Genomic DNA, 19,981 nt, shown 5'->3' with positions numbered 1-19,981 from the left:
CTATTTCGAGCAGTGTTCAAGCATGTCTCCAATCCTTCACTGGCAACAGCGCCTTCGTTTTTGTCGATCTCGCCCTCACCGCCTCCGCGCCACAAAAAACCACCGTTCGGACGTCTCGGCCGGGGGTTCATCAGTGAAGTCGGCCGTCACTTCGAGAACGTCGAAACCGGCGTCATCAAGCCATTGTTCATAAGCAGCGCGCTCAAACGTGCGCTGTTCATGCCATTCGTCATAGCGCTCGTACCACTCGCCGCGGCGGACGAAAAACGTCAGTTCATGTCCGACGCTGTGCGGCCTGTCAAGCGGATGGCATGTCCAAATGTAGCTGAGGTCTTCATCCTGATCCGCAAACACGGCGTCGCGGAACAGGACGTCCATTTTGTAGACCGAATGGACATCAAACAAAAGCAGCCCGCCGCCGCCAAGGGCGCGGGAGACGGCGGCGAACGTCCGCTTCACATCTTCTTCATCTGTTAAATAGTTGAGCGCATCGCAAAACAGGAAGGCGCCATCGAGATCCGAAAACCCGTCGAGCTCCACCATGTTTTGTTCGAAAAACGGCACATCCACTCCCGCCGCTTCGGCTTTCGCCTGGGCGACAGCGAGCATATGTTCAGAGAGATCAACGCCGGATACTTGCCATCCAGCCTTGGCAAGGCGGATGGCAAGCTCTCCCGTCCCGCAGCCGATGTCGACAACCCGCCGTCCCGGCCGTTTGGCGTATCGGGCGAAAGCCCGCTCGACAAACGATTGCCATGCATCATACGGCGCCTCAGCCATGAGCGCATCGTACCAATCGGCGAAACAAGCATAGGTCATGGCTGCAGCACAGCCGCGACGTCTTCCGTCGGGGCGTCCCCCCAGAGCCGTTCGAGGTTGTAATACTCGCGCTCCTCTTTGGCAAAAACATGCACAACGATGTCGCCCAAATCGACAAGCACCCATTTCGCCTCTTGGAATCCTTCAACCCGCTTCACCGCTAAGCCGTGCTCTTCGGCTTGGTCTTGAATTTCGCGGGCGATGGCCTGCACTTGTTTGTCCGAATTGCCATGGCAAATGACAAAATAATCGGCGACAAGCGAAATGCCTTTCATGTTCAAGACGACAATGTTTTCCGCCTTTTTATCATCCGCCGCGCGAACGACAAGCTGCAACGCCTCTTGTTCCGTCACTGTTTTGTTTCCCCCTTCACTTCACACACGAGTGAGTTGTACGCATGAATCGTATCTGGATAAATGAGCTGGCGCTTCTCAAGCAAAAACGCAATCGTATTTTTCACCGCCTGCAACAGCGCGCGGTTGAGATCTTCTTCCGCCAAGCGCCGTACGTCGTCAACGCCGGGGAAGCGGCGCCCTGGTTCCATATAGTCGGCTAAATAAACAATTTTTTCCAATAGGGTCATTCCCGCCCTTCCCGACGTATGGTAGCGAATGGCATCCAGCACTTCCGGATCATCAATGCCGACTTCTGTCTGCACTAAATAGGCGCCGACGGGCGCATGCCATAGCTCACTGTTGTAAGCAAGCAAATCGTTGGGCATATTGTGCGCCAAAATGATTTGTTTCATTTCTTCAACCGGGCGGAATTTCGCATAGTCATGGAAAATGGCGGCCAACTCCGCTTTTTTGACGTCGGCGCCATACTGTTTGGCAAGCTTAACAGCGGTTTCGACAACGCCAAGCGTGTGATCGTAGCGCTGCTCGGTCAGCTGTTGTTTCACGATGAGTAACGCCTGTTCTCGCTCCATATAGCCCCTTCTCCTCAATATAAAGTCTAACGCCTTCTGGCACAAGATAGCGAATCGTCTGTCCGTTTTGCACCCGCTCGCGGATGAGCGAGGAAGAAACAGCAAACTGCGGCGCCTCAACTTCGATGACCGGATACGGCGTTTCCATGGAAAAACCCGGCCGCTTGACGCCAACAAACGTCACCAGCTCGATGAGCTCATCGATGCGGTGCCAATTCGGCAAATATTCGACCATATCGGCGCCGATGATGAAATAAAATTCGTCATCAGGATGCATCGCGACAAGCTGCCGGATCGTGTCGTACGTATACGAAGGCCCTTCCCGCTCAAGTTCGATCGTCTCAATATGAAAGCGTGGATGGCCAGCCACTGCCAACTCAAGCATGCGCAGCCGGTCTTCGCTTTTGGTCACTTGTTCGTGCTGCTTATGGGGAGGAAGGCGGTTGGGCAGAAACCAAATTTCTGACAACTGAAGGGCATCAAGCACTTCATTCGCCATGAGCAAATGACCGTAATGAGGCGGATCAAACGTGCCGCCGAAAATCCCAATTTTCGCCATCTTCTTTCCTCCCGCCGCCTGCCGTGGCTGCTCCCATTGTCAATCAGGCAGAACGATTTGTTTATGCTCCTTTGATTCTTTGTATAAGACGATCGTCTTGCCGATCACTTGCACGACTTCCGCCCCCGTTCCAGCCGCGAGCTGCTCGGCAACGGCGTGGCAGTCTTCTTCGCAGTTTTGCAACACGCTCACTTTCAACAGCTCGCGCGCTTCGAGCGCCGCCGCAATTTGTTCGATCATCGCTTCCGTCACACCGCCTTTGCCGACTTGAAAAATCGGTTTCAAATGATGGGCTTGAGCGCGCAAAAACCGTTTTTGTTTTCCCGTTAGCATATGTTACCTCCTTAACGCTTCGATGACAAGCTGTTTCATCCGGTTGACATCCGGCCATTGGCCGGTCCACTTTTCAAACGCCAGCGCCCCTTGGTATACGAGCATGCCGACGCCGTTTTGCACACGGGCGCCACGGGCTTTCGCTTCCTTCAGCCACTTCGTTTCAAGCGGGTTGTAAATGATATCCGATACGATCGTCCCCGGCTGCAGCCGTTCAAGGGAAAGCGGCTGCGCCTCGACACGCGGATGCATGCCGACAGAAGTGGTATTGATCATAATATCGTATTCGTCAAGCCGCGTTTCGGCCTCGGCGAGTGAAAAATACGCCGAGCGGCCATCCTCCCCTTCGCGGACGAGCCGCTCCGCTTTTTCCACCGTCCGGTTGGCCATATCGATGCGCTCGGCTGCCGTCGACAGCAACGAAAAGTAAATGCCGCGCGCCCCGCCGCCAGCGCCGATCACCAAAATCCGCTTGCCGTCCAAGGTGATGTTCATTTCCTCTTCCAACGCTTGGACATAACCAGGCCCGTCTGTATTGAAGCCAATGAGCTGGCCGTCGTTGTTGATGATCGTATTGACCGCCCCGATGCGGCGCGCATGTTCGTCCACTTCGTCCAAAAACGGAATAACCGCCATTTTATGTGGAATCGTCACGTTCACCCCAGCGATGCCGAGCGCACGAACACCAGCAAGCGCCGCCCCGACTTGCCCCGGCTCGACGGAAAACAAATGATAGCGCGCCGGAATGCCCAAACAGGCGAATGCATCATTATGCATGAGCGGCGACAGCGAGTGCTCGACGGGAAACCCAATCAACCCGTATACCTTTTCCACGTTTCTCCCCCTCCCGCTTTCCATTAAATCAACGATTGACGGATAAATACGTCGACCCCTTTTGGAGCATGGACGACAAGCTGAGCACCCGGGTCGTTGCACGTCACCCAGCCGAGTCCGGAAAAGACGATGTCCGTCTTCCGCTCTTTCACCGACAGCGAGCGCGGCACAAGCGGCGGAAATTCAGCGGCATAGCGCTTGCTTGGCGGCGACAGCAACTCGCCGAGCTGATGGGCATAAAGGGAGTCGGCTTTTTCCAACTTTGTCCGATGAACCGTCAACTCATTGGCCATGTAGCAGACGAACGAGCGGCGCCCGCCTTTGATGTAATCGAGGCGGGCCAAACCGCCGAAAAAGAGCGTCTGCCCTTCGTTGAGCTGATAAACGCGCGGATGGATTTCCCGCTTCGGCGTAATGATTTTCAAATCGCGCGCATCGACAAAGTGCGCCATTTGGTGATGGTTGATAATCCCTGGCGTATCATACAACGTCGCTCCACCCTCAAGCGGAATTTCGATCATATCGAGTGTCGTCCCCGGGAAATATGACGTGGTAATCACATTCCCTTTGCCGGTCGCCTCTTCAATGATCCGATTGATGAACGTCGACTTGCCGACATTCGTGCAGCCGACGACATAGACATCGCCGCCCTCACGGTAGCGGTTGATCGCTTCCATCACCTTCGCCATGCCAATTCCTTTCGCTGCGCTGACAAGGCAGACGTCAACCGGACAGAGCCCGAGCTCTTCCGCCATGCGGCGCATCCAGCGCAGCAGCTTCGGGTATTTGACCGACCGCGGCAATAAATCCGCCTTGTTGCCAACAAGCAAAATCGGATTTTCGGCCGCAAACCGCGGCAAGCCAGGAATCCAGCTGCCGTTGAAATCGAAAATGTCGACGATGTTGACGACAAGCGCCTTCGATTCCCCGATGCGGTGCAGCATGTTTAAAAAATCGCTGTCATCAAGCGGCACGTCTTGCACTTCGTTGTAATGTTTCAAGCGGAAGCAGCGCTGGCAAATGATTTCTTCCTCGTCTTTTTCGAGCACGCTTTTCGGCGCATAGCCCGCCTTTTTCGGATCGTCAAACTGAATGGCCGCTCCGCAGCCGATGCAACGCAGTTGTGGCTCCACGATCATTCCTCCCAGTAAATCATCCCTTTTTTGCGCATCACCTTTAAAATTCTCCGCTCCATTTTTCGATTGAAACGCGTCCATAATCCGTCCGTCTGGGCGACCGGGACGACTAAAATCGTGTTCAGTCCGAGCCGGTTGCCCCCAAGCACATCAGTCAGCAGCTGATCGCCGATGACGACGACTTCCTCTTTCTTAAGCTCCATCATCTTTAATGCCTGCAAAAACGCGCGTGTCAGCGGTTTGCGCGCTTCAAAGATGAACGGGATGCCAAGCGGCTCAGCAAACGACTGTACGCGTTGTTTATTATTATTCGATACGATGACGACCTTAATGCCCGCCTGCTTCATCGCATCAAACCAGGCGGCCAGCTCCGGGGTGGCGCTCGGCCGATCCCATTCAACGAGCGTGTTGTCGAGGTCGGTGATGATCCCTTTGACCCCTTTTTGTTTCAGCTCATCCGGAGTAATGTCGATCACACGCTTGGCAAACTGGCTTGGCAAAAAGTAGTGAAGCATGCCGGACACCCGCCTTTCCCTTTGCTTTTCCCATCATAGCGAATTTTATCGTTTGTTTCAAAACAAAGTTTACCGACTGATAAATAGAAAAAACTTTCGACAAATTTTGCGCCCCTCCACCTTGTGGATAACTGTTGCCCACATTATACACAAGCTAAACATCACATTTCCCACGATTTATAAACATGTTTTCCACATGTTATCCACCACCCTCTGTGGATAACAGAACGGTTGTTCTCTTTCACAAGTCATGGTACATTGTAAGTAACCTACCATTATATGTATGACAGACTTGCCCTATTCCATCCAAAAAAGGAGGACGCCCCTGATGAAACATTTGTCCGACGAGCTGTTGATCGAGTCGTACTTCAAGGCGAAAGAGCTTAACTTAAGCCCCGAATTCATCGAGTTGATTGAAAAAGAAATCCAGCGCCGGTCATTGACCCACAAAATTAAGCTCTCCTCATAAGCGAAGGCCTTCGGGCTTTTTTTTGTTGCCGAAAGCCTTATGGCTCGTGCGCCTCGCGCCAATAGCCGAGCCGCTCGCCGACTTTGATCGGCATGGGCGCAGCAATGCGTGGGTCAGGGGCGAAACTTCCGCGTTCAAACAGCAAGACGACCGTTGAACCGAACGAAAAATATGCCATTTCCTCTCCTTTGACAAGCAGCTCACCCTCATGGGTCAATTCAATGCTGTTGACGAACATGGCGCCGATTTTCACAATCGCCAAGCGCTTGCCGCCGGCTGTGACCTCGGTGATGAGGCGGTAATTTTTCTCGAGCGGCCGACGCCCATATTTTAAGCCAAGACGGTTGACCGGATATGACTTGCGGCCGAGCGCCCACTGCTTTTCGATCACTCCAGATATTGGGCTGTGGATGCGGTGATAATGGCTCGGGCTTAAATACAGAATAAAAAAGAACCCGTTCACATACGGCTTCGCCGCTTCCACGCTGCCGAGCATTTCCGCAATGGAATACGGCTTTCCCTTGACGATCATTTCACAGCTTTCTTGTATCACACCCATGTCTTCAATGACAGCATCGACCGGGCTGACGACCGTATGCTCGTCCGCATCGACCGGCCTCACCCCGGCCTTCAGCCGGCGGACGAACAGTTGCTGCAGCGTCTTATAATTTTTTAGGCTTTTTTCCATTTCATCTTGGTTAATATGATAAATTTTGGCATACGATGATATCAATAGCCCGCTGAGGCGCGATTTGGCAAACGAAGCGAGCAGCTTCGAAGAAAGCGAGTGATTGGTCAGTTCGATGAACAAACGATAAAGCCATTTTCGCAAGCACGTTCCCTCCAGTAGCGCAACATCGTCATTCGTTACTACCTTCCATATTACCGCCAAAATGAGTATAATGGTAGTAGAATTTTCTTTTGGCGTTTTCTGCTGGAAAAGGAGTGGAGAAACTTGTTCTTATCGGACTATTTAGACTATACGTTAAAAAAGCTGAAAGCAAATGCGGCAAACATTTTGACGATGACCAACTTGTCGCTTGGCGGCTTTTCCGTCCTGGCTACGCTGAAAGGGCAGCTTCATATGAGCGTGCTGCTCATTTTTTTAGCAGCGTTTGTTGATCGCTTTGACGGCGCTGTGGCGCGCAAGATGAACATTGAATCCGAACTTGGCAAGCAGCTCGATTCGATGAGCGACATCGTCTCCTTTGGCGTCGCTCCCGCCTTGCTGATGTACCAAGGTCTGTTCTATGAATTCGGCGCGCCAGGGGCAGTGTTTACCATCTTGTACATTGCCTGCGGCGCCTTCCGCCTCGCTCGCTTCAACATCACAGAAAACAACGGCTACTTCGCGGGGCTGCCGATCACTGCCGCTGGGGTGCTGATGACGCTCGGTTATTTAGCCATCCCGTACTTCCCGCCACAATCGTTTATGTTTTTGGCGCTCATTTTATCGTTTTTAATGGTCGGCACGTTTAAACTGAAAAAAATATGATGATCACCGGAGCTGCCCTTTCCGTCAGCCTAATGGAGCGGGCGGCTTTTTGCGTTGCATGTCACACCTTTTTCCCTTTTCAACCTCCTTTATTCAGTATATGATAAATATGGTTTCTTTATCAAAACGCCTCTTGGCGTACATCGTTCGCATGGAAAAAGCGGGGGGATTCATTTGGACAAAACATCGATCATTGGCATCATCCTTGGCATCATCGCCGTCGGATTGGGCATGTACTTTAAAGGCGTTTCGCCTGCTGTATTGATCAATCCAGCCGCTATCCTCATCATTCTCGTCGGGACGGCGGCAGCGGTCATCATCGCGTTTCCAATGAAGGAAATAAAAAAAGTGCCAAAGCTGTTCAAAATCATTTTCACTGAACCGCCCACACCATCGATCAACGAACTCATTCCGCTGTTCGTTGACTGGGCCAACATCGCCCGCCGCGAAGGGCTGCTGGCGCTCGAGGGAAAATTGAACGACATTGATGATCCGTTTTTGCGCAACGGGCTCAGCATGGCCATCGATGGACAAACGCAAGAGTTTATCCGCGATGTTATGACCGAGGAAATTGTGGCCATGGAAGAACGCCACGAAGCAAATGCCGCCATTTTCACCCAAGCAGGCACGTACGCGCCGACGCTCGGGGTGCTTGGGGCCGTCGTCGGGTTGATTGCAGCGCTCGGCAACATGGACAACATCAGTGAATTGGGACATGCCATCAGTGCAGCTTTTGTCGCCACGATGCTCGGCATTTTCACCGGCTATGTGCTTTGGCATCCGTTTGCCAACAAACTGCGGCGGAAATCGAAGGAAGAGGCGCGCGTGCGCTACATCATGGTTGAAGGGGTGCTGTCCATTTTGGAAGGACAAGCCCCGCGCATGATCGAACAAAAACTCGCCTCATACTTGCCGGAAAGCGAACGGCAACAGGCGCTGACACAAGGGGAAACGGTCAATGGCTAAGAAAAAAAAGAACGGCCATGAGGAGCATATGAGCGAATCATGGCTGATTCCATACGCGGATTTGTTGACGTTGCTGCTCGCGCTGTTCATCGTCTTGTTTGCGAGCAGCCAAATCGATCAAAAGAAGTTTCAAGAAATTGCGCGCGCCTTCAGCACCGCCTTTGCCGGCGGAACGGGTGTTTTTGATTTTCAAAGCCCCATTGAACCCATCACGCCGCCTGCAGAAGACGAAAAAGGACGGCAGCAACATCAACAGCAGCAGTCTCAGAATCCTTCTTCGCCTATAAACGAAGGAGAAAAAGAAGAGCTGAAACAAATCCAAGCGAAAATTGACAGCTATATTCATCAAAAACACTTGACAGGGAAATTGCAGACATCGTTGACGGACGAAGGGCTCGCGATTACCATTTTGGATGACATTTTATTCGACTCCGGCAGCGCCGAAGTGCGCATGAAAGACCGGCGTCTTGCGGCGGAAATCTCCGCTTTGCTCGTCATGAACCCGCCGCGCAATATCATCATCAGCGGCCATACGGACAACGTGCCGATCCATAACGAGAAATTTGCTTCCAACTGGGAGCTGAGCGTCATGCGCGCCGTCAATTTCATGAAAGTGCTGCTTGAAAACAAGCAACTCGACCCGCGCTATTTCAGCGCGAAAGGGTATGGCGAATACAAGCCGATCGCCTCCAACGCCACCGCTGCCGGGCGGATGAAAAACCGGCGTGTCGAAATTTTAATTTTGCCGCGCACCGACGTCAATGATTCGTCCACGTCCACGCCGTGACCGCCGCGCCTTCAGCGGGCGGTTTTCTTTCGCCGTCGCTTTGTCAAAACTCTCTTTCTCTTCCCCATGTCCAGACAGAAAAACCGGCGGTTCGCCGGTTTTTCCCCTTCGTCCACAAAGGCCGTTATTTGAAAAAAATTAAAGTTTGATCGTCCATTTAATGACCCCGGCTTTGGCAAGCGCCTCAACCAAAATGACAACGACCGGCCCGACGAACAACCCGATAAAGCCAAGCAGCTGAAACCCCAGATAGACACTGACGAGCGCGGCGAGGGGGGAAATGCCCAAATTGGTGGAAAACACTTTCGGCTCGATGATCCGGCGCACGACGGTGATGACGACAAACAGCACGATGAGCCCGATGCCAAGCGTATTGTTGCCGTTCGCCATGCTGATGAGCCCCCACGGAACAAGCACGGAACCCGTTCCTAAAATCGGCAAAATATCAACGACGACGATGACCAGCGCCATCAACGCCGCATAGTCGACCCTTAATAAGAGGAGGCCCGCCCACGCAAGGAAAAACGTAATTAAACTAAGCAAAAACTGCGCTTTTAAAAAGCCGATCCCCGCTTTGCTCAGCTGGGCGACGACCATCCCAAGCCGCTGTTCGGTCCGTTCGGACAAATAGCGACGCATGCCTTGCTTCAGCTGCGGCAAGTCGAGGCAAAGGAGAAACAGCGCGATCAAATACACTAAAAAATGAATCAAAAACGCCGGAATGGCGGCAATATAATGGACAAGCGACTGCGTCAAGTTGGTCGCAAACGATAACAGCATTTGCTCGACGGTATTGACGCCGCGTTCAAGCGAATCGATGATTTCCTGAGGAATGGAGCTGGAATACGACTGCCACGTTTGAATGAGACGGTCGAGCACTTTCGTCGCTTCGTTTAACACGTAAGGCAGTTTTTGCGAGAGCGCCATCACTTGTTGCACAAAAATCACGACCAGAAAGTAAAGGGAAAGCCCCAGAATGATGATGAACAATGAAAAAATCGCCGTGACGGCGTGCACGCGCTTCAGCTTATAGTTTTCTTGCAATCGGCGGATGGACGGCTCGAGCAAAAGCGCGGTCGCAAGTGCGAAGAGAAGCGGCACACTGTATGGCACAAGCCATAGCCCCACAGCGAATAGCAACGCAATGATCATCCAACGTTTCACGTTCGTCCCTCATTTTTCCTCAAAATTTAGCCAAAAGATGGTTCATGTATAAATATAGCCGACCGCATGCGGACAGGGCAACTATTTCATGCGCTCGTTTTCATCTGCAGCGCGGCGTCGTCGTTGCCAAACAATGTAAATCGCCGCCGCCACCACCGCCGCTGCGATAGCCGGTCGGACATATGGCGCCGCCATCTCGTCAATTTGCCTCCATCGTTGGCCAAGCTGTTCTCCCAACCAAATAAACAAAACGGACCATGGGATGATGGCCAACACCGTGTAAATCGTAAACGGCAGCCACTTCATCCGAGCAATGCCGGCCGGGATCGAAATCGCATGGCGGACGACGGGAATAAATCGGGCGCTGAAAATGACGCCGGGGCCAAATTTGGCAACCCAGCGTTCCGCCACATCCAAATGTTTTTTCTGGATCAATACATATTTCCCATACTGATCTAGAAATGGCCGTCCGCCATAGTAGCCCATCCAATACAAAAACAGTTGCGCCACCGTGCCGCCTACTGTCCCCGCTGCCACGGCCCCAACAAATGAGACGTCCCCCCGCGCTACCAAATAACCAGCATAAGCCAACACGATCTCGCTAGGAATCACTTCCACCATCAAAGCGAGAGCAATGCCGACATAGCCTAAGCTGGTCAAAAAGGAAAACATCGATTGAATGATTTCGTGCACCGTTTTTCCTCCTTGTCTTTCGCTTCCTTGTCCATTGTTTCATTATACTACACGCCTTTGACAAACAAAACGAAAAAGCGGCTGATCATTCAGCCACTTTCACGAGTGTCGATAGTCATCGATATAGACTCCCATGACAAAAAAATTTCGTCACCATCGGAGGGATGAAAATGCCTCTATGTTGAATTCTACAACCTTGCGCATTTTGGAGTTCGGGTATTTTCAGGATAGACGCCATTTAACGCTTTACCATTTTTCGTCTTTACCGGTCATGACATCCGACTGTCGAGTGACCGAACAACGCCGCTTAAAGACCCTTGAATGGGTCTGTGAAGCGAGTCGTTGTTCGGTCTTCCGTCACGCTAAGGAGTGACGGAGGCAAGCCACACACTTGCCTTCGACAGTCGAAAATGGGCAAACCACTTTTCTGTCAAGGATATGTTACACTTCTTTGTTGCAATACTATATACTATAGTCACGAATGTTGATTATCCATTATTTTACTAAAAAGCACAGAATCATATGACTGAACACAAGCTTTTCTGCCTCTTCCCTCGAACAAGAACGCCGGCGGGCAAATGCATTTGCCCGCAAAGCGTTCATTGTTCGAGGAGAGCATGCCGTCATATGCCCAGTCGGCAAGCGGTTCGCTTGCCGACTACGGCAGAAAAGCTAGGAATAGGACGATGTCAACTGGTTTTTAATGGTTAATCAACACATTTGAGCCACTTTTCTCTTAGGCGCTTTGCTGCTGCAGCTCAGCGATGTATTGTTTTCCTTGTTCTTCGTTATATTGCCCTTCCCATTTCGACATCACAACCGCCGCCAGCGAGTTGCCGATGACGTTGACCACGGTGCGCGCCATGTCCAAAAGACGGTCGATGCCAGCGATAAACGCCAATCCTTCAACTGGAATGCCAACCGTGCCAAGCGTTGCCAATAAGACGACAAACGATACGCCTGGGACACCGGCAATCCCCTTGGACGTCACCATTAAAACGAGCACAAGCGAGATTTGCTGCGAAATCGGCATGTCGATGCCGTACAGTTGAGCGATAAAAACAGCCGCCAGCGCCTGATAGAGCGTCGATCCATCCAAGTTGAATGAATAGCCGGTCGGAACGACAAAGGATGTTACCGCCTTCGAACACCCGAACTTCTCCATTTTTTCCATAATCTTAGGCAACACGGTTTCTGAACTTGACGTGCTATAGGCAAGCACTAATTCATCCTTTAAAATTTTGATAATGTGAAAAATATTGATACCCGCCAATTTGGCCACAGCGCCAAGCACCACCAACACGAAGAACGCCATGACCGCATAAACGAGCACAACAAGTTTGCTGAGCGGAAGGAGCGAAGCGACGCCGAATTTCGACACCGTCACGCCGATTAGGGCGAAAACGCCAAACGGCGCAAACTTCATCACTTGGTTCGTCACATAAAACATCGCTTCCGCCGTACCTTGGAAAAAGCGAAGCACCGGCTTCCCTTTTTCACCGATCGCGGCTACGCCCAACCCGAACATCACCGAGAAGAAGATGATCGGCAGCATATTTCCGGTCGACAGCGCTTCAAACACGTTTTTCGGCACGATGTTGACAAATGTTTCAACCATCGAATGGTGTTGCACTTCGTTCGTCGTATCGACATACGACTGGATATCCGTTTTCTCAAGCGACTTCATATTGACGCCGACGCCCGGTTGGAAAATGTTCGCTGCCAAGAGGCCAACGATAATGGCAATCGTCGTAATGATCTCAAAATAAAGGATCGTTTTGCCGCCCAACTTTCCGAGCTTTTTCACATCACCGACGTTGGCGACGCCGACAATCAAGCTCGAGACGACAATCGGGATGACGATCATCTTAATTAAACGGAGAAAAACATCTCCGATCGGCTGCAAATACGTCGCTACTTCAGGATTTCCGTAAAAAATGGCCCCAACGATAATCCCCAGAATAAGGCCGATGAAAATTTGCCATGCCAAGCCGATCTTGCGCATGATGCTTTTTCGCCTCCTTTAGACAAATTTAGACAAAAGACGACAAAATTATTTTACTTTTAAAAATAAAATCTGTCAATATTTTTGATTGAAATCGCTTCATCAAAGGATATAAACGAAAGAATTCAGTTTTTTAAAATAATTTCTATTCTTCCACTATAACAAAAGCGGGTCGCTGCATCCGCAACCCGCTTTTGTTATGACCGCCGTTTTTCTTTTTCCTGCCGATAAAATTCGTGAAACATTTTCATTAATGCCCGTTTTTCAATGCGCGACACATAGCTTCTCGAGATGCCGAGCTCTTTGGCGATTTCACGTTGTGTTTTCTCCCGCTGCCGACCGAGGCCAAAGCGATTGATGATTACCTCTTTTTCCCGCTCATCCAGCACGCTGATATATTGTTTGACTTGTTCGAGCTCCATGTTCAAGTGGAGTTCATCGACGATGTCTTCGCCTTCGGCTTTTAAAATATCAAGCAGGCTGATTTCGTTTCCTTCTTTGTCCTGGCCGATTGGCTCGTGCAACGAGACGTCTTTGCGCGTTTTTTTTAATGAACGCAAATGCATCAGGATTTCGTTCTCAATACATCGAGCCGCATACGTCGCCAGCTTCGTTCCTTTGCCCGGCGAATAGCTTTCAATCGCCTTGATCAAACCGATCGTGCCAATGGAGATTAAATCCTCGACCTCTTCTCCTGTATTTTCAAACTTTTTCACAATGTGGGCAACAAGGCGCAAGTTGTGTTCGATAAGCCGGTTGCGGGCTTGCTCGTCGCCTTTTGCCATCAGCGCCAAATACTTTTCCTCTTCTTGAGGGCTTAACGGCTGGGGAAACGCATTGTTTTTAATATACGAGACAAGAAACGTCAGCTCTTTCAACAGAAACGTAAACGCCGTGAAAATGCCGGACATGCTCTCACCCCCGCCTGCTGTCGTTGGCGGAAACCGCCTATCGTTATGTATATGCAGAGGCGATGTTGTCCGTGTCTTTATGACAAAAATAGACCGGCCCGAAATGAGCCGGCCATGACGCAACGATTGTCGCCAACATTCTGCTCATGCGGTCCGCCTGCTTATCCCCCCGATGCAGAAGAACCGCCGTTACGCTTTGGCCTCAACGCTGACTTCCGCGGCGACAACAAGCGCAATCGACGCGGTAATGATGATCGACATGACAATGGCGAACATCCCCGTTCCCTCCTTGACCTTTTCTTCTAGTGTTATTTTACCAAAGAAGACAAGGAACGCTGGCGCCTTATTTTGAACAATTCGTGAAATTCGACCGTCAACAACAGCGCGCGGAGCACCGATCGCATCCCTTTCAACTGAGTCAAGTGGAATCTCCCCTTTGCTTCATCCACATCACAAGCCATACGAGTACAATGGACATCCAGCTTCTCCCCTTTCATCCTTCATTGCTGAACATGTTTAAAACAATCGTTGATGGAAAAAGCATTTGCGGTCAACAAGCTCCTCCTCGGCTGCACGGGCGAACCGCTCTTCTTCACGGTTCCGCTGCCGCGGCTTTCTCCGCTCAATCGTGATCGTGAGAAAAAACAAATGGATCGTCATGCCTCCCCACCTCCTTTCCATGCAAAAAAACCGCAGAAGGAAAGCACTTCTGCGGCTCAGTGTGCAAAAAGGCCGCAGAAAGCGAGACTACTCCCCTTCTGCGGCCCAATCGCTGTTTTTTCATCATCGGTGCACGTTCATTCCTGGTCGGCGGAAGGTCGAATAGCCATTTTATGGAATGCATACGTGAATGTTGCCCACATCACCATTGTCATGATCTTCGACCTCCCCTCAGAAATGACGTTACGAAGGTAATTGTATCCAAAAACATTTCCATTGTCAACCATTTTTTATAAAAACCAAGCTCCCCTTTGACGGCAGCATGACGAAACCAACATGAGGGGGGCGTCGCCCCATCTTCAAGATATAGCAAGCACATATATAAGAAAGAGGGTGTTCCAATCTTTTTGGGACACCCTCCTTTCTTCATTATCGCCAATCATAAGCGCAATGACCCTTTTCGTCGAGCCCCATTTATCATTCAAACCGGTCTTCCTCTTCCTCCAAGCGGCGGGCGCAAACGGCGGAGCGCCGTGAACAATACAAAGCCGCCATGAAACAGCCTCCAACCGCCAGCAAGGCGAACGGTTTTTTCGCCGCCTCGAGCGCCCCAGGAATCATCGTGCCAAAATAGAAGAACGCCCCGAGCGAGAACAAGACAAGGCTGTACATCTTGAAATCGCCCGCCTTGGCTCGCAGCTCGTTTCGTTGCTGTTCGTTCAAGCCCGATCCCTCCTCTCCCCTTTCACTGTATCATACATGGACGGAAGGGGGGAGCGGCAATTTCAGCCAAGCGCCTGCGCCAAATCGTCAAGCAGATCGTTGACATCTTCAAGCCCGACCGACAAACGGATCAGGCCATCGGTAATGCCGAGCTGTTCGCGCCGTTCCTTCGGGATCGAGGCGTGCGTCATTTTCCCTGGCAACGAAATTAAACTTTCGACCGCCCCTAAGCTTTCGGCAAGCGTAAAGTAGCGCACGCGCGACAGCACGTTCTCGGCGCGCTCCAAGCTGCCGACATCAAACGAAATCATGCCGCCAAATCCGCGCATTTGTTGTTTGGCCAACTCGTGGTTCGGATGATCCGGAAGACCTGGATAATGGACGCGCTTGACCGCCTTGTGTTCAGCCAAAAAAGCAGCGATTTGGCGCGCATTTTCTTCATGTTCCTCCATCCGCACGGCGAGCGTTTTCATCCCGCGCATCAATAGCCATGAATCTTGCGGCCCGAGCACGCCGCCGGTTGAATTTTGCACGTAATGGAGCCGTTGGGCAAACTCCGGCGTGCGGACAACCGCCAGCCCAGCGACGACGTCGCTATGGCCGCCTAAATATTTCGTTGCGCTATGAATGACGATATCGGCACCAAGCTCAAGCGGCGTCTGAAAGTACGGAGTGGAAAACGTATTATCGACGATCAAGAGCAGCCCATGCGCACGGGCAATGGCGGCGGCGGCTTGCAAGTCCGTGATTTTCAGCAGCGGATTCGTCGGCGTTTCGATATAGATGGCTTTCGTATTCGGCCGGATGTGCGCCTCGATGTTGGCGACATCGCTCGTATCGACGAACGTCGCCTCAAGCCCGAACCGATTCAGCACGTTCGTCATGACGCGATACGTGCCGCCGTAGACATCGTCAGTGAGCACCAGATGGTCGCCGCTTTGAAACAACATCATGACAGCCGTAATGGCCGCCATACCAGAAGCGAACGCAAAGCCGGCTTCGCCGCCCTCGAGATCGGCGATCAGCTTCTCAAGCGCCGCGCGCGTCGGGTTGCCGGTACGCGAGTATTCAAACCCTTTATGCTTTCCAACTTCTTCTTGCTTATACGTACTCACTTGATAAATCGGGACCGACACCGCTCCCGTATGCGGATCCCCCGGAATGCCGCCATGAATGAGCATTGTTTTCCGCCTCATCGTTACCTCCCACCTTCATAAATGTGCTTGCTTAAATAGCGTTCGCTCCCGTCCGGAAAAATGACGACGATATTCGTCCCTGGCTTTGCCTTCTCTGCTTCCATCAAGGCGGCATGAAACGCGGCGCCGGACGAACTGCCGACCAAAAGCCCCTCCTGTCTCGCGAGTTCGCTGACGCGCCGGAACGCGTCATCATCCGCGATCGTGTAGATGGCATCAAAATAATCCGGATCCATAAACGGCGGCAAAAACTCCATGCCGATCCCTTCCGTCCGATGCGGCCCCGGCTTGCCGCCGCCTAAAATCGAGCCTTCCGGTTCAACGATGACCGTTTTAATGGCCGGGTTTTTTTCTTTTAAAAACGTCGCTGTCCCCATAAACGTGCCGCCGGAGCCGGCGCCGGCGACAAAAATGTCGATCTGTCCGTCCAAATCGTCCCACAGTTCCGGACCGAGCGTCTTGTAATACGTCCTTGGGTTGGCCGGGTTTTGGAACTGCTGGGGGCAATAGGCGCCCGGAATCGTGCGGGCGAGCTCCTCCGCTTTTCGGATGGCCCCTTCCATTCCCTCTTCAGTCGGTGTATGAACGATTTGCGCCCCGAGCGCCTTCATCAGCTGCTGTTTTTCCATGCTGAATTTTTCCGGCACACAAAAAATGACGTTGACGTTTTGGCCGATCGCCGCCAGCGCCAGACCGATGCCGGTGTTGCCGGCCGTCGGTTCGATGATCGTGCCCCCCTCTTTCAGTTTTCCTGATGCAAACGCCTCCTCGAGCAGCTCTTGTCCGAGCCGGTCTTTAATGCTTCCGCCAGGATTGAAGTATTCCAGCTTGGCGAACAGCCGAACACCTTCCGGGAGGGGGAAGCGCGTAATTTCGACAACCGGCGTATGGCCGATCAACTCATGGATGCTTTTTGCTACGCGCATACCAGTCACTCCGTTTCTTCACGCTCAGTTTAGCAGCAAAACGGCGGTGTTTTGTTGTCTATATAGATGCAATTTGAAGCATCACCATTTGCAACTTTACCGAGTATTCGATCGACTGTCGGGCGACCGAACAACACCGCTTAAAGACCCATATATGGGTCTGTGAAGCAGACGGTTGTTCGGTCTTCCGTCACGCCAAGGCGTGACAAAGGAGCCTGCGGCTTGCCTCCGACAGTCGAGAACATAGACAAGCTGCTTTTTCGTCAAGGATACGGTAAACTTTTTCGCTGCATCTTAATCGCGCTTCTGTTTCATAACAGAAAGCATCGACAAGACCAGTTCAGCCGAATGTTTCGCGGCCGTCTCCAAAAACTGTTCAAACGACACGTTCGATTCCTCATCCGCAATATCAGACAACGCCCGGATGATGACAAACGGCGTCCCAAATTGCACGCACACTTGAGCGATCGCCGCCGCTTCCATTTCGACGGCGCACAATTCCGGAAACTGGCCGCGCACAAATTCGACTCGCGTTGGATCGTTCATAAACGAATCGCCGGTGGCGATCAAGCCGGTCACTGCCTGCAGGCCATCAAGCCGCGCCGCCGCCTGCTTGGCCGCCTCAACAAGCGCCTCATCCGCCCGGTAGCGCTCCGGCAGGCCGGGCACTTGCCCGTAAGCGTAGCCGAATGCGGTCACATCGACGTCATGATGGACGACTTCCTCGGAAATGACAAGATCTCCGACACGAAGCGAAGGCAAAAATCCGCCAGCTGACCCCGTGTTAATCACGAAGTCAGGGCGAAAGCGGTCAAGCAGAAGCGTCGTTCCCATGGCGGCGTTCACTTTACCGATCCCAGATTTCAACAACACCGCCTCCACGCCGTCAAGGCTCCCTTTGGAAAATTCGCACCCGGCGATGACCGTTTCCTCGCGCCCTTCCATGCGCGAACGCAAAATCGCCACTTCCTCTTCCATGGCTCCAATAATGGCTGCTTTCATCGTTCTCCCTCTTTCTATGTCGTTTGTTTCACCGCCTCCATCACCCAGACGAACGCGTTTTGCTGCGCAAAGGAGACGGAAAAGCCATGCTTGGAAAACAGTGATGCCAATACGTCAAGCGTCGTATAATATTCGCGTTCCAAATCGTCGGCCAAATCGTGAAAGCCGCGCGCCCGGGCTTCCTCAATCGCTTGGCGGAACGCTTCTTTGTCGCGAAACGCCGTATCGGCAAACACTATTTTACCACCCGGATGGAGCAATTGACTATATTTGGCCAGCGCTTCGTCTTTTTCCGCATCCGTCAAATGATGAAACGCATACGTGCTGGCGATCGTGTCGATCGGCCCCGGCGGTGTCGGAAATTGCAAAAAATCGCCGTCCAGAATGACCGCTCGCCCGCTGAGCTTTTCCGCTGCTTTTTTCCTCATCGGCGCCGATGGCTCGATCCCGTACACCTGCTTGCCGCGCTCAAGCAGCTTTTTCGTCAAGTTGCCTGTGCCGACGCCAAACTCGAGCACAACTTGGCCGGCTTTGTCGGCGACCGTGCTTAAAATGCGGTCATAACCGGCAAACACGTCTCGATATTGCTCATCGTATCCTTCGACCGATCGGTCATACGATTCCGCCCATTGCTCAAACAAGTCCAGAAACTCTCTGCCCATATGGTCACACCCCAAAAAAGTTTATAATTCCTATAAATATAGTATGTTTTTTCGTATTGCCTGCTCTTACTGTAGCATATGTTTTTCCCTTGTTCAACGATCATGTTTCGTTCGTATTGTTCCCCCTTGTACATCGGTGGATGAGGGCGGGAAAATTTGCTACACTGACAATGGAAAGGAGGAAGAACGATGCCGAACATTTCTCTTGATTTGATCGAGGACAAAATCGAATTTTTTGAAGCGGACGACTTGCGGACGCTCGAGAAAAAAATCAACGAACAAATTGAACATAACAAGGCGCTCTTGCTTTCCGTCCATCATGTATCCCATCAAATGCACGTCATGGAAAACGGAAAGCGGTTCTACAGCGCAGTCGTTCATTTCAAAGCGAAAAAATAACAGGCGCCCTTCGTTTTGGGGCGCCTGTGTATGTTTCCGCCGCTGGTGAACCGCCATTGCTTCACTGATGCCGCCAACGTTTCGAATAACTCCGCTTCCCCTCATCATACCGCTTATGGCTTTTGTTTCAACTTTTGCACCTTCGTCGGCTTCCAGCCTTCGTTCGTCACCCATTCAATGTACACTTTGTAATGGGCGGCTTGATCTTTCGTCGAAATCGTCGCGACTGCTTTGTTCGGTCCGTTGTTGCCGATGAACCAAACGATCATCTCCTCCGGAGCGATGCCGGTCGCATAGCTGACGGCATCGAGCATTTCCTTCCAGTCGACGGAATCTTTCTTAAACACCGTTTCATGCGGCTCCGATTGCGTCGTACCGATCGGCTGCCATGCCGGATTGACGATTTCTTTTTCAACGTTGGATCCCGGCGGCCCCGGCGTTTCTGTCGCACCGGCTTTACTCGTTTCATCGGTGGAAGCAGCGTCTTCTTCCTCGGCCGGCGTTTCAGCTTCCGTCGGCGCCGCCGCTTTGCCTGTTTCCACTTCCACCCGCTTCGCATTGGCCGCTTCTGTTTTGGCTTCGCGATCCATCTCCTTCTTGCTCGGTTCGCCGCCAAACAGCAAGTTCCCGCCGACAATCAAAATGAGCAGCACGACAACGGCAATGGCTCCATTGAGCCAACGGTTGATCCTCCGCCGCTTGGCGCGGGCGGCAAAGCGCGTCTCGATTTGCCCCACCGTCTCCTCTCCCTTCTTTGGATGATGTTCGTGCTGGAAACATGGATTCCCCTTACATTTGG

Annotated in this window: 25 protein-coding genes; 5 read left to right on the top strand and 20 right to left on the bottom strand. The window is 52.0% G+C overall.

Annotated features, from left to right (window positions below):
• Positions 1–75: 75 nt before the first annotated feature.
• Genes B9L19_RS05630 through B9L19_RS05595 form a run of 8 tightly spaced genes read right to left on the bottom strand, consistent with a single transcriptional unit; the run spans position 76 to position 5,124 of the window.
• A complete protein-coding gene (locus B9L19_RS05630) occupies positions 76–819 on the bottom strand; it encodes a class I SAM-dependent DNA methyltransferase (protein ID WP_025949264.1) in 744 nt (247 codons plus the stop codon).
• Positions 816–1,172 carry a ribosome silencing factor gene (gene rsfS, locus B9L19_RS05625; RefSeq protein WP_013144688.1) on the bottom strand — a complete coding sequence of 119 codons (357 nt, stop codon included), beginning with the start codon at positions 1,170–1,172 and terminating at the stop codon, positions 816–818. The genes B9L19_RS05630 and rsfS overlap by 4 nt, the downstream gene beginning before the upstream one ends.
• Positions 1,169–1,747 carry a bis(5'-nucleosyl)-tetraphosphatase (symmetrical) YqeK gene (gene yqeK, locus B9L19_RS05620; protein WP_025949265.1) on the bottom strand — a complete coding sequence of 193 codons (579 nt, stop codon included), beginning with the start codon at positions 1,745–1,747 and terminating at the stop codon, positions 1,169–1,171. The genes rsfS and yqeK overlap by 4 nt, the downstream gene beginning before the upstream one ends.
• Complete coding sequence (locus B9L19_RS05615; protein ID WP_025949266.1) at positions 1,656–2,306, bottom strand: nicotinate-nucleotide adenylyltransferase; 651 nt, start codon at positions 2,304–2,306, stop codon at positions 1,656–1,658. Before B9L19_RS05615 ends, yqeK begins: the two co-directional genes overlap by 92 nt.
• Before the next feature lie 39 nt (positions 2,307–2,345).
• Entirely contained in the window at positions 2,346–2,639 is a 294-nt protein-coding gene (gene yhbY / locus B9L19_RS05610; RefSeq protein WP_025949267.1) for a ribosome assembly RNA-binding protein YhbY, read from the bottom strand.
• Positions 2,640–2,642: 3 nt separating this feature from the next.
• Positions 2,643–3,473, bottom strand: coding sequence for a shikimate dehydrogenase (gene aroE, locus B9L19_RS05605; protein ID WP_025949268.1), 831 nt, complete (start codon positions 3,471–3,473; stop codon positions 2,643–2,645).
• 23 nt (positions 3,474–3,496) lie between these two features.
• Complete coding sequence (gene yqeH / locus B9L19_RS05600; protein WP_025949269.1) at positions 3,497–4,606, bottom strand: ribosome biogenesis GTPase YqeH; 1,110 nt, start codon at positions 4,604–4,606, stop codon at positions 3,497–3,499.
• A 2-nt stretch (positions 4,607–4,608) separates the two neighbouring features.
• Positions 4,609–5,124: a YqeG family HAD IIIA-type phosphatase gene (locus B9L19_RS05595; protein WP_011232005.1), complete on the bottom strand. Its 516-nt coding sequence runs from the start codon at positions 5,122–5,124 to the stop codon at positions 4,609–4,611.
• A 328-nt stretch (positions 5,125–5,452) separates the two neighbouring features.
• Between B9L19_RS05595 and sda the strand changes: the two genes are divergently transcribed.
• Positions 5,453–5,593: a sporulation histidine kinase inhibitor Sda gene (gene sda, locus B9L19_RS05590; protein ID WP_008879941.1), complete on the top strand. Its 141-nt coding sequence runs from the start codon at positions 5,453–5,455 to the stop codon at positions 5,591–5,593.
• A 37-nt stretch (positions 5,594–5,630) separates the two neighbouring features.
• Here sda and B9L19_RS05585 read toward each other — a convergent pair whose 3' ends face one another.
• Positions 5,631–6,425 carry a phosphatidylserine decarboxylase gene (locus tag B9L19_RS05585; RefSeq protein WP_025949271.1) on the bottom strand — a complete coding sequence of 265 codons (795 nt, stop codon included), beginning with the start codon at positions 6,423–6,425 and terminating at the stop codon, positions 5,631–5,633.
• A gap of 123 nt (positions 6,426–6,548) precedes the next feature.
• Here B9L19_RS05585 and pssA point away from each other — a divergent pair, with 123 nt between their 5' ends.
• From pssA to motB, 3 genes are all read left to right on the top strand, one after another.
• Positions 6,549–7,088: a CDP-diacylglycerol--serine O-phosphatidyltransferase gene (pssA, locus tag B9L19_RS05580; protein WP_025949272.1), complete on the top strand. Its 540-nt coding sequence runs from the start codon at positions 6,549–6,551 to the stop codon at positions 7,086–7,088.
• Between the two features lie 174 nt (positions 7,089–7,262).
• Complete coding sequence (motA, locus tag B9L19_RS05575) at positions 7,263–8,054, top strand: flagellar motor stator protein MotA (protein ID WP_025949273.1); 792 nt, start codon at positions 7,263–7,265, stop codon at positions 8,052–8,054.
• The gene (gene motB / locus B9L19_RS05570; RefSeq protein ID WP_025949274.1) at positions 8,047–8,841 is read left to right on the top strand and encodes a flagellar motor protein MotB; all 795 of its coding nucleotides are present in this window, start codon (positions 8,047–8,049) and stop codon (positions 8,839–8,841) included. The genes motA and motB overlap by 8 nt, the downstream gene beginning before the upstream one ends.
• Positions 8,842–8,979: 138 nt before the next feature.
• Here the strand turns inward: motB and ytvI are convergent, their stop codons facing one another.
• The 10 genes from ytvI to B9L19_RS05515 all read right to left on the bottom strand — a co-directional run bounded on the left by ytvI (position 8,980) and on the right by B9L19_RS05515 (position 18,783).
• Positions 8,980–10,005: a sporulation integral membrane protein YtvI gene (gene ytvI, locus B9L19_RS05565; RefSeq protein ID WP_047752760.1), complete on the bottom strand. Its 1,026-nt coding sequence runs from the start codon at positions 10,003–10,005 to the stop codon at positions 8,980–8,982.
• An 81-nt stretch (positions 10,006–10,086) separates the two neighbouring features.
• Positions 10,087–10,698, bottom strand: a complete 612-nt coding sequence (gene uptA, locus B9L19_RS05560; protein ID WP_089113868.1) for an undecaprenyl phosphate transporter UptA — start codon at positions 10,696–10,698, stop codon at positions 10,087–10,089.
• Between the two features lie 736 nt (positions 10,699–11,434).
• Complete coding sequence (locus B9L19_RS05555; protein ID WP_025949277.1) at positions 11,435–12,703, bottom strand: cation:dicarboxylate symporter family transporter; 1,269 nt, start codon at positions 12,701–12,703, stop codon at positions 11,435–11,437.
• 197 nt (positions 12,704–12,900) lie between these two features.
• On the bottom strand, positions 12,901–13,614 hold the full coding sequence (gene sigK, locus B9L19_RS05550) for an RNA polymerase sporulation sigma factor SigK (protein ID WP_053914869.1): 714 nt from the start codon (positions 13,612–13,614) through the stop codon (positions 12,901–12,903).
• Positions 13,615–14,130: 516 nt separating this feature from the next.
• A complete protein-coding gene (locus B9L19_RS05540) occupies positions 14,131–14,274 on the bottom strand; it encodes a YrzI family small protein (RefSeq protein WP_075261364.1) in 144 nt (47 codons plus the stop codon).
• Between the two features lie 477 nt (positions 14,275–14,751).
• A complete protein-coding gene (locus tag B9L19_RS05535; protein ID WP_013524193.1) occupies positions 14,752–14,997 on the bottom strand; it encodes a YrhC family protein in 246 nt (81 codons plus the stop codon).
• Positions 14,998–15,059: 62 nt separating this feature from the next.
• Complete coding sequence (locus B9L19_RS05530; protein ID WP_025949301.1) at positions 15,060–16,193, bottom strand: bifunctional cystathionine gamma-lyase/homocysteine desulfhydrase; 1,134 nt, start codon at positions 16,191–16,193, stop codon at positions 15,060–15,062.
• Between the two features lie 2 nt (positions 16,194–16,195).
• On the bottom strand, positions 16,196–17,119 hold the full coding sequence (locus B9L19_RS05525; RefSeq protein WP_025949302.1) for a PLP-dependent cysteine synthase family protein: 924 nt from the start codon (positions 17,117–17,119) through the stop codon (positions 16,196–16,198).
• Positions 17,120–17,413: 294 nt separating this feature from the next.
• Positions 17,414–18,121 (bottom strand): 5'-methylthioadenosine/S-adenosylhomocysteine nucleosidase, encoded by a 708-nt coding sequence (gene mtnN / locus B9L19_RS05520; RefSeq protein WP_047752745.1) that lies wholly within the window; start codon positions 18,119–18,121, stop codon positions 17,414–17,416.
• Between the two features lie 14 nt (positions 18,122–18,135).
• Positions 18,136–18,783, bottom strand: a complete 648-nt coding sequence (locus tag B9L19_RS05515) for a class I SAM-dependent methyltransferase (RefSeq protein WP_025949304.1) — start codon at positions 18,781–18,783, stop codon at positions 18,136–18,138.
• A gap of 189 nt (positions 18,784–18,972) precedes the next feature.
• Between B9L19_RS05515 and B9L19_RS05510 the strand changes: the two genes are divergently transcribed.
• Positions 18,973–19,182, top strand: coding sequence for a YrzA family protein (locus tag B9L19_RS05510; RefSeq protein ID WP_025949305.1), 210 nt, complete (start codon positions 18,973–18,975; stop codon positions 19,180–19,182).
• Positions 19,183–19,295: 113 nt separating this feature from the next.
• Here the strand turns inward: B9L19_RS05510 and B9L19_RS05505 are convergent, their stop codons facing one another.
• Positions 19,296–19,919 carry a YrrS family protein gene (locus B9L19_RS05505; RefSeq protein ID WP_025949306.1) on the bottom strand — a complete coding sequence of 208 codons (624 nt, stop codon included), beginning with the start codon at positions 19,917–19,919 and terminating at the stop codon, positions 19,296–19,298.
• Between the last annotated feature and the right edge of the window lie 62 nt (positions 19,920–19,981).

The sequence above is a fragment of the Geobacillus thermocatenulatus genome (assembly GCF_002217655.1).
Classification (GTDB): Bacteria; Bacillota; Bacilli; order Bacillales; family Anoxybacillaceae; genus Geobacillus; species Geobacillus thermocatenulatus.
The sequence above is the reverse complement of the archived record's forward strand: the minus strand, read 5'-3'. Positions and strand labels throughout refer to the sequence as shown.

Coding starts and splice junctions, on each gene's coding strand:
- B9L19_RS05630 (WP_025949264.1), bottom strand. CDS start 819: ATGACCTATGCTTGTTTCGCCGATTGGTACGATGCGCTCATGGCTGAG.
- yqeK (WP_025949265.1), bottom strand. CDS start 1,747: ATGGAGCGAGAACAGGCGTTACTCATCGTGAAACAACAGCTGACCGAG.
- B9L19_RS05615 (WP_025949266.1), bottom strand. CDS start 2,306: ATGGCGAAAATTGGGATTTTCGGCGGCACGTTTGATCCGCCTCATTAC.
- yhbY (WP_025949267.1), bottom strand. CDS start 2,639: ATGCTAACGGGAAAACAAAAACGGTTTTTGCGCGCTCAAGCCCATCAT.
- B9L19_RS05595 (WP_011232005.1), bottom strand. CDS start 5,124: ATGCTTCACTACTTTTTGCCAAGCCAGTTTGCCAAGCGTGTGATCGAC.
- sda (WP_008879941.1), top strand. CDS start 5,453: ATGAAACATTTGTCCGACGAGCTGTTGATCGAGTCGTACTTCAAGGCG.
- motB (WP_025949274.1), top strand. CDS start 8,047: ATGGCTAAGAAAAAAAAGAACGGCCATGAGGAGCATATGAGCGAATCA.
- B9L19_RS05555 (WP_025949277.1), bottom strand. CDS start 12,703: ATGCGCAAGATCGGCTTGGCATGGCAAATTTTCATCGGCCTTATTCTG.
- sigK (WP_053914869.1), bottom strand. CDS start 13,614: ATGTCCGGCATTTTCACGGCGTTTACGTTTCTGTTGAAAGAGCTGACG.
- B9L19_RS05540 (WP_075261364.1), bottom strand. CDS start 14,274: ATGACGATCCATTTGTTTTTTCTCACGATCACGATTGAGCGGAGAAAG.
- B9L19_RS05530 (WP_025949301.1), bottom strand. CDS start 16,193: ATGAGGCGGAAAACAATGCTCATTCATGGCGGCATTCCGGGGGATCCG.
- B9L19_RS05525 (WP_025949302.1), bottom strand. CDS start 17,119: ATGCGCGTAGCAAAAAGCATCCATGAGTTGATCGGCCATACGCCGGTT.
- mtnN (WP_047752745.1), bottom strand. CDS start 18,121: ATGAAAGCAGCCATTATTGGAGCCATGGAAGAGGAAGTGGCGATTTTG.
- B9L19_RS05515 (WP_025949304.1), bottom strand. CDS start 18,783: ATGGGCAGAGAGTTTCTGGACTTGTTTGAGCAATGGGCGGAATCGTAT.
- B9L19_RS05510 (WP_025949305.1), top strand. CDS start 18,973: ATGCCGAACATTTCTCTTGATTTGATCGAGGACAAAATCGAATTTTTT.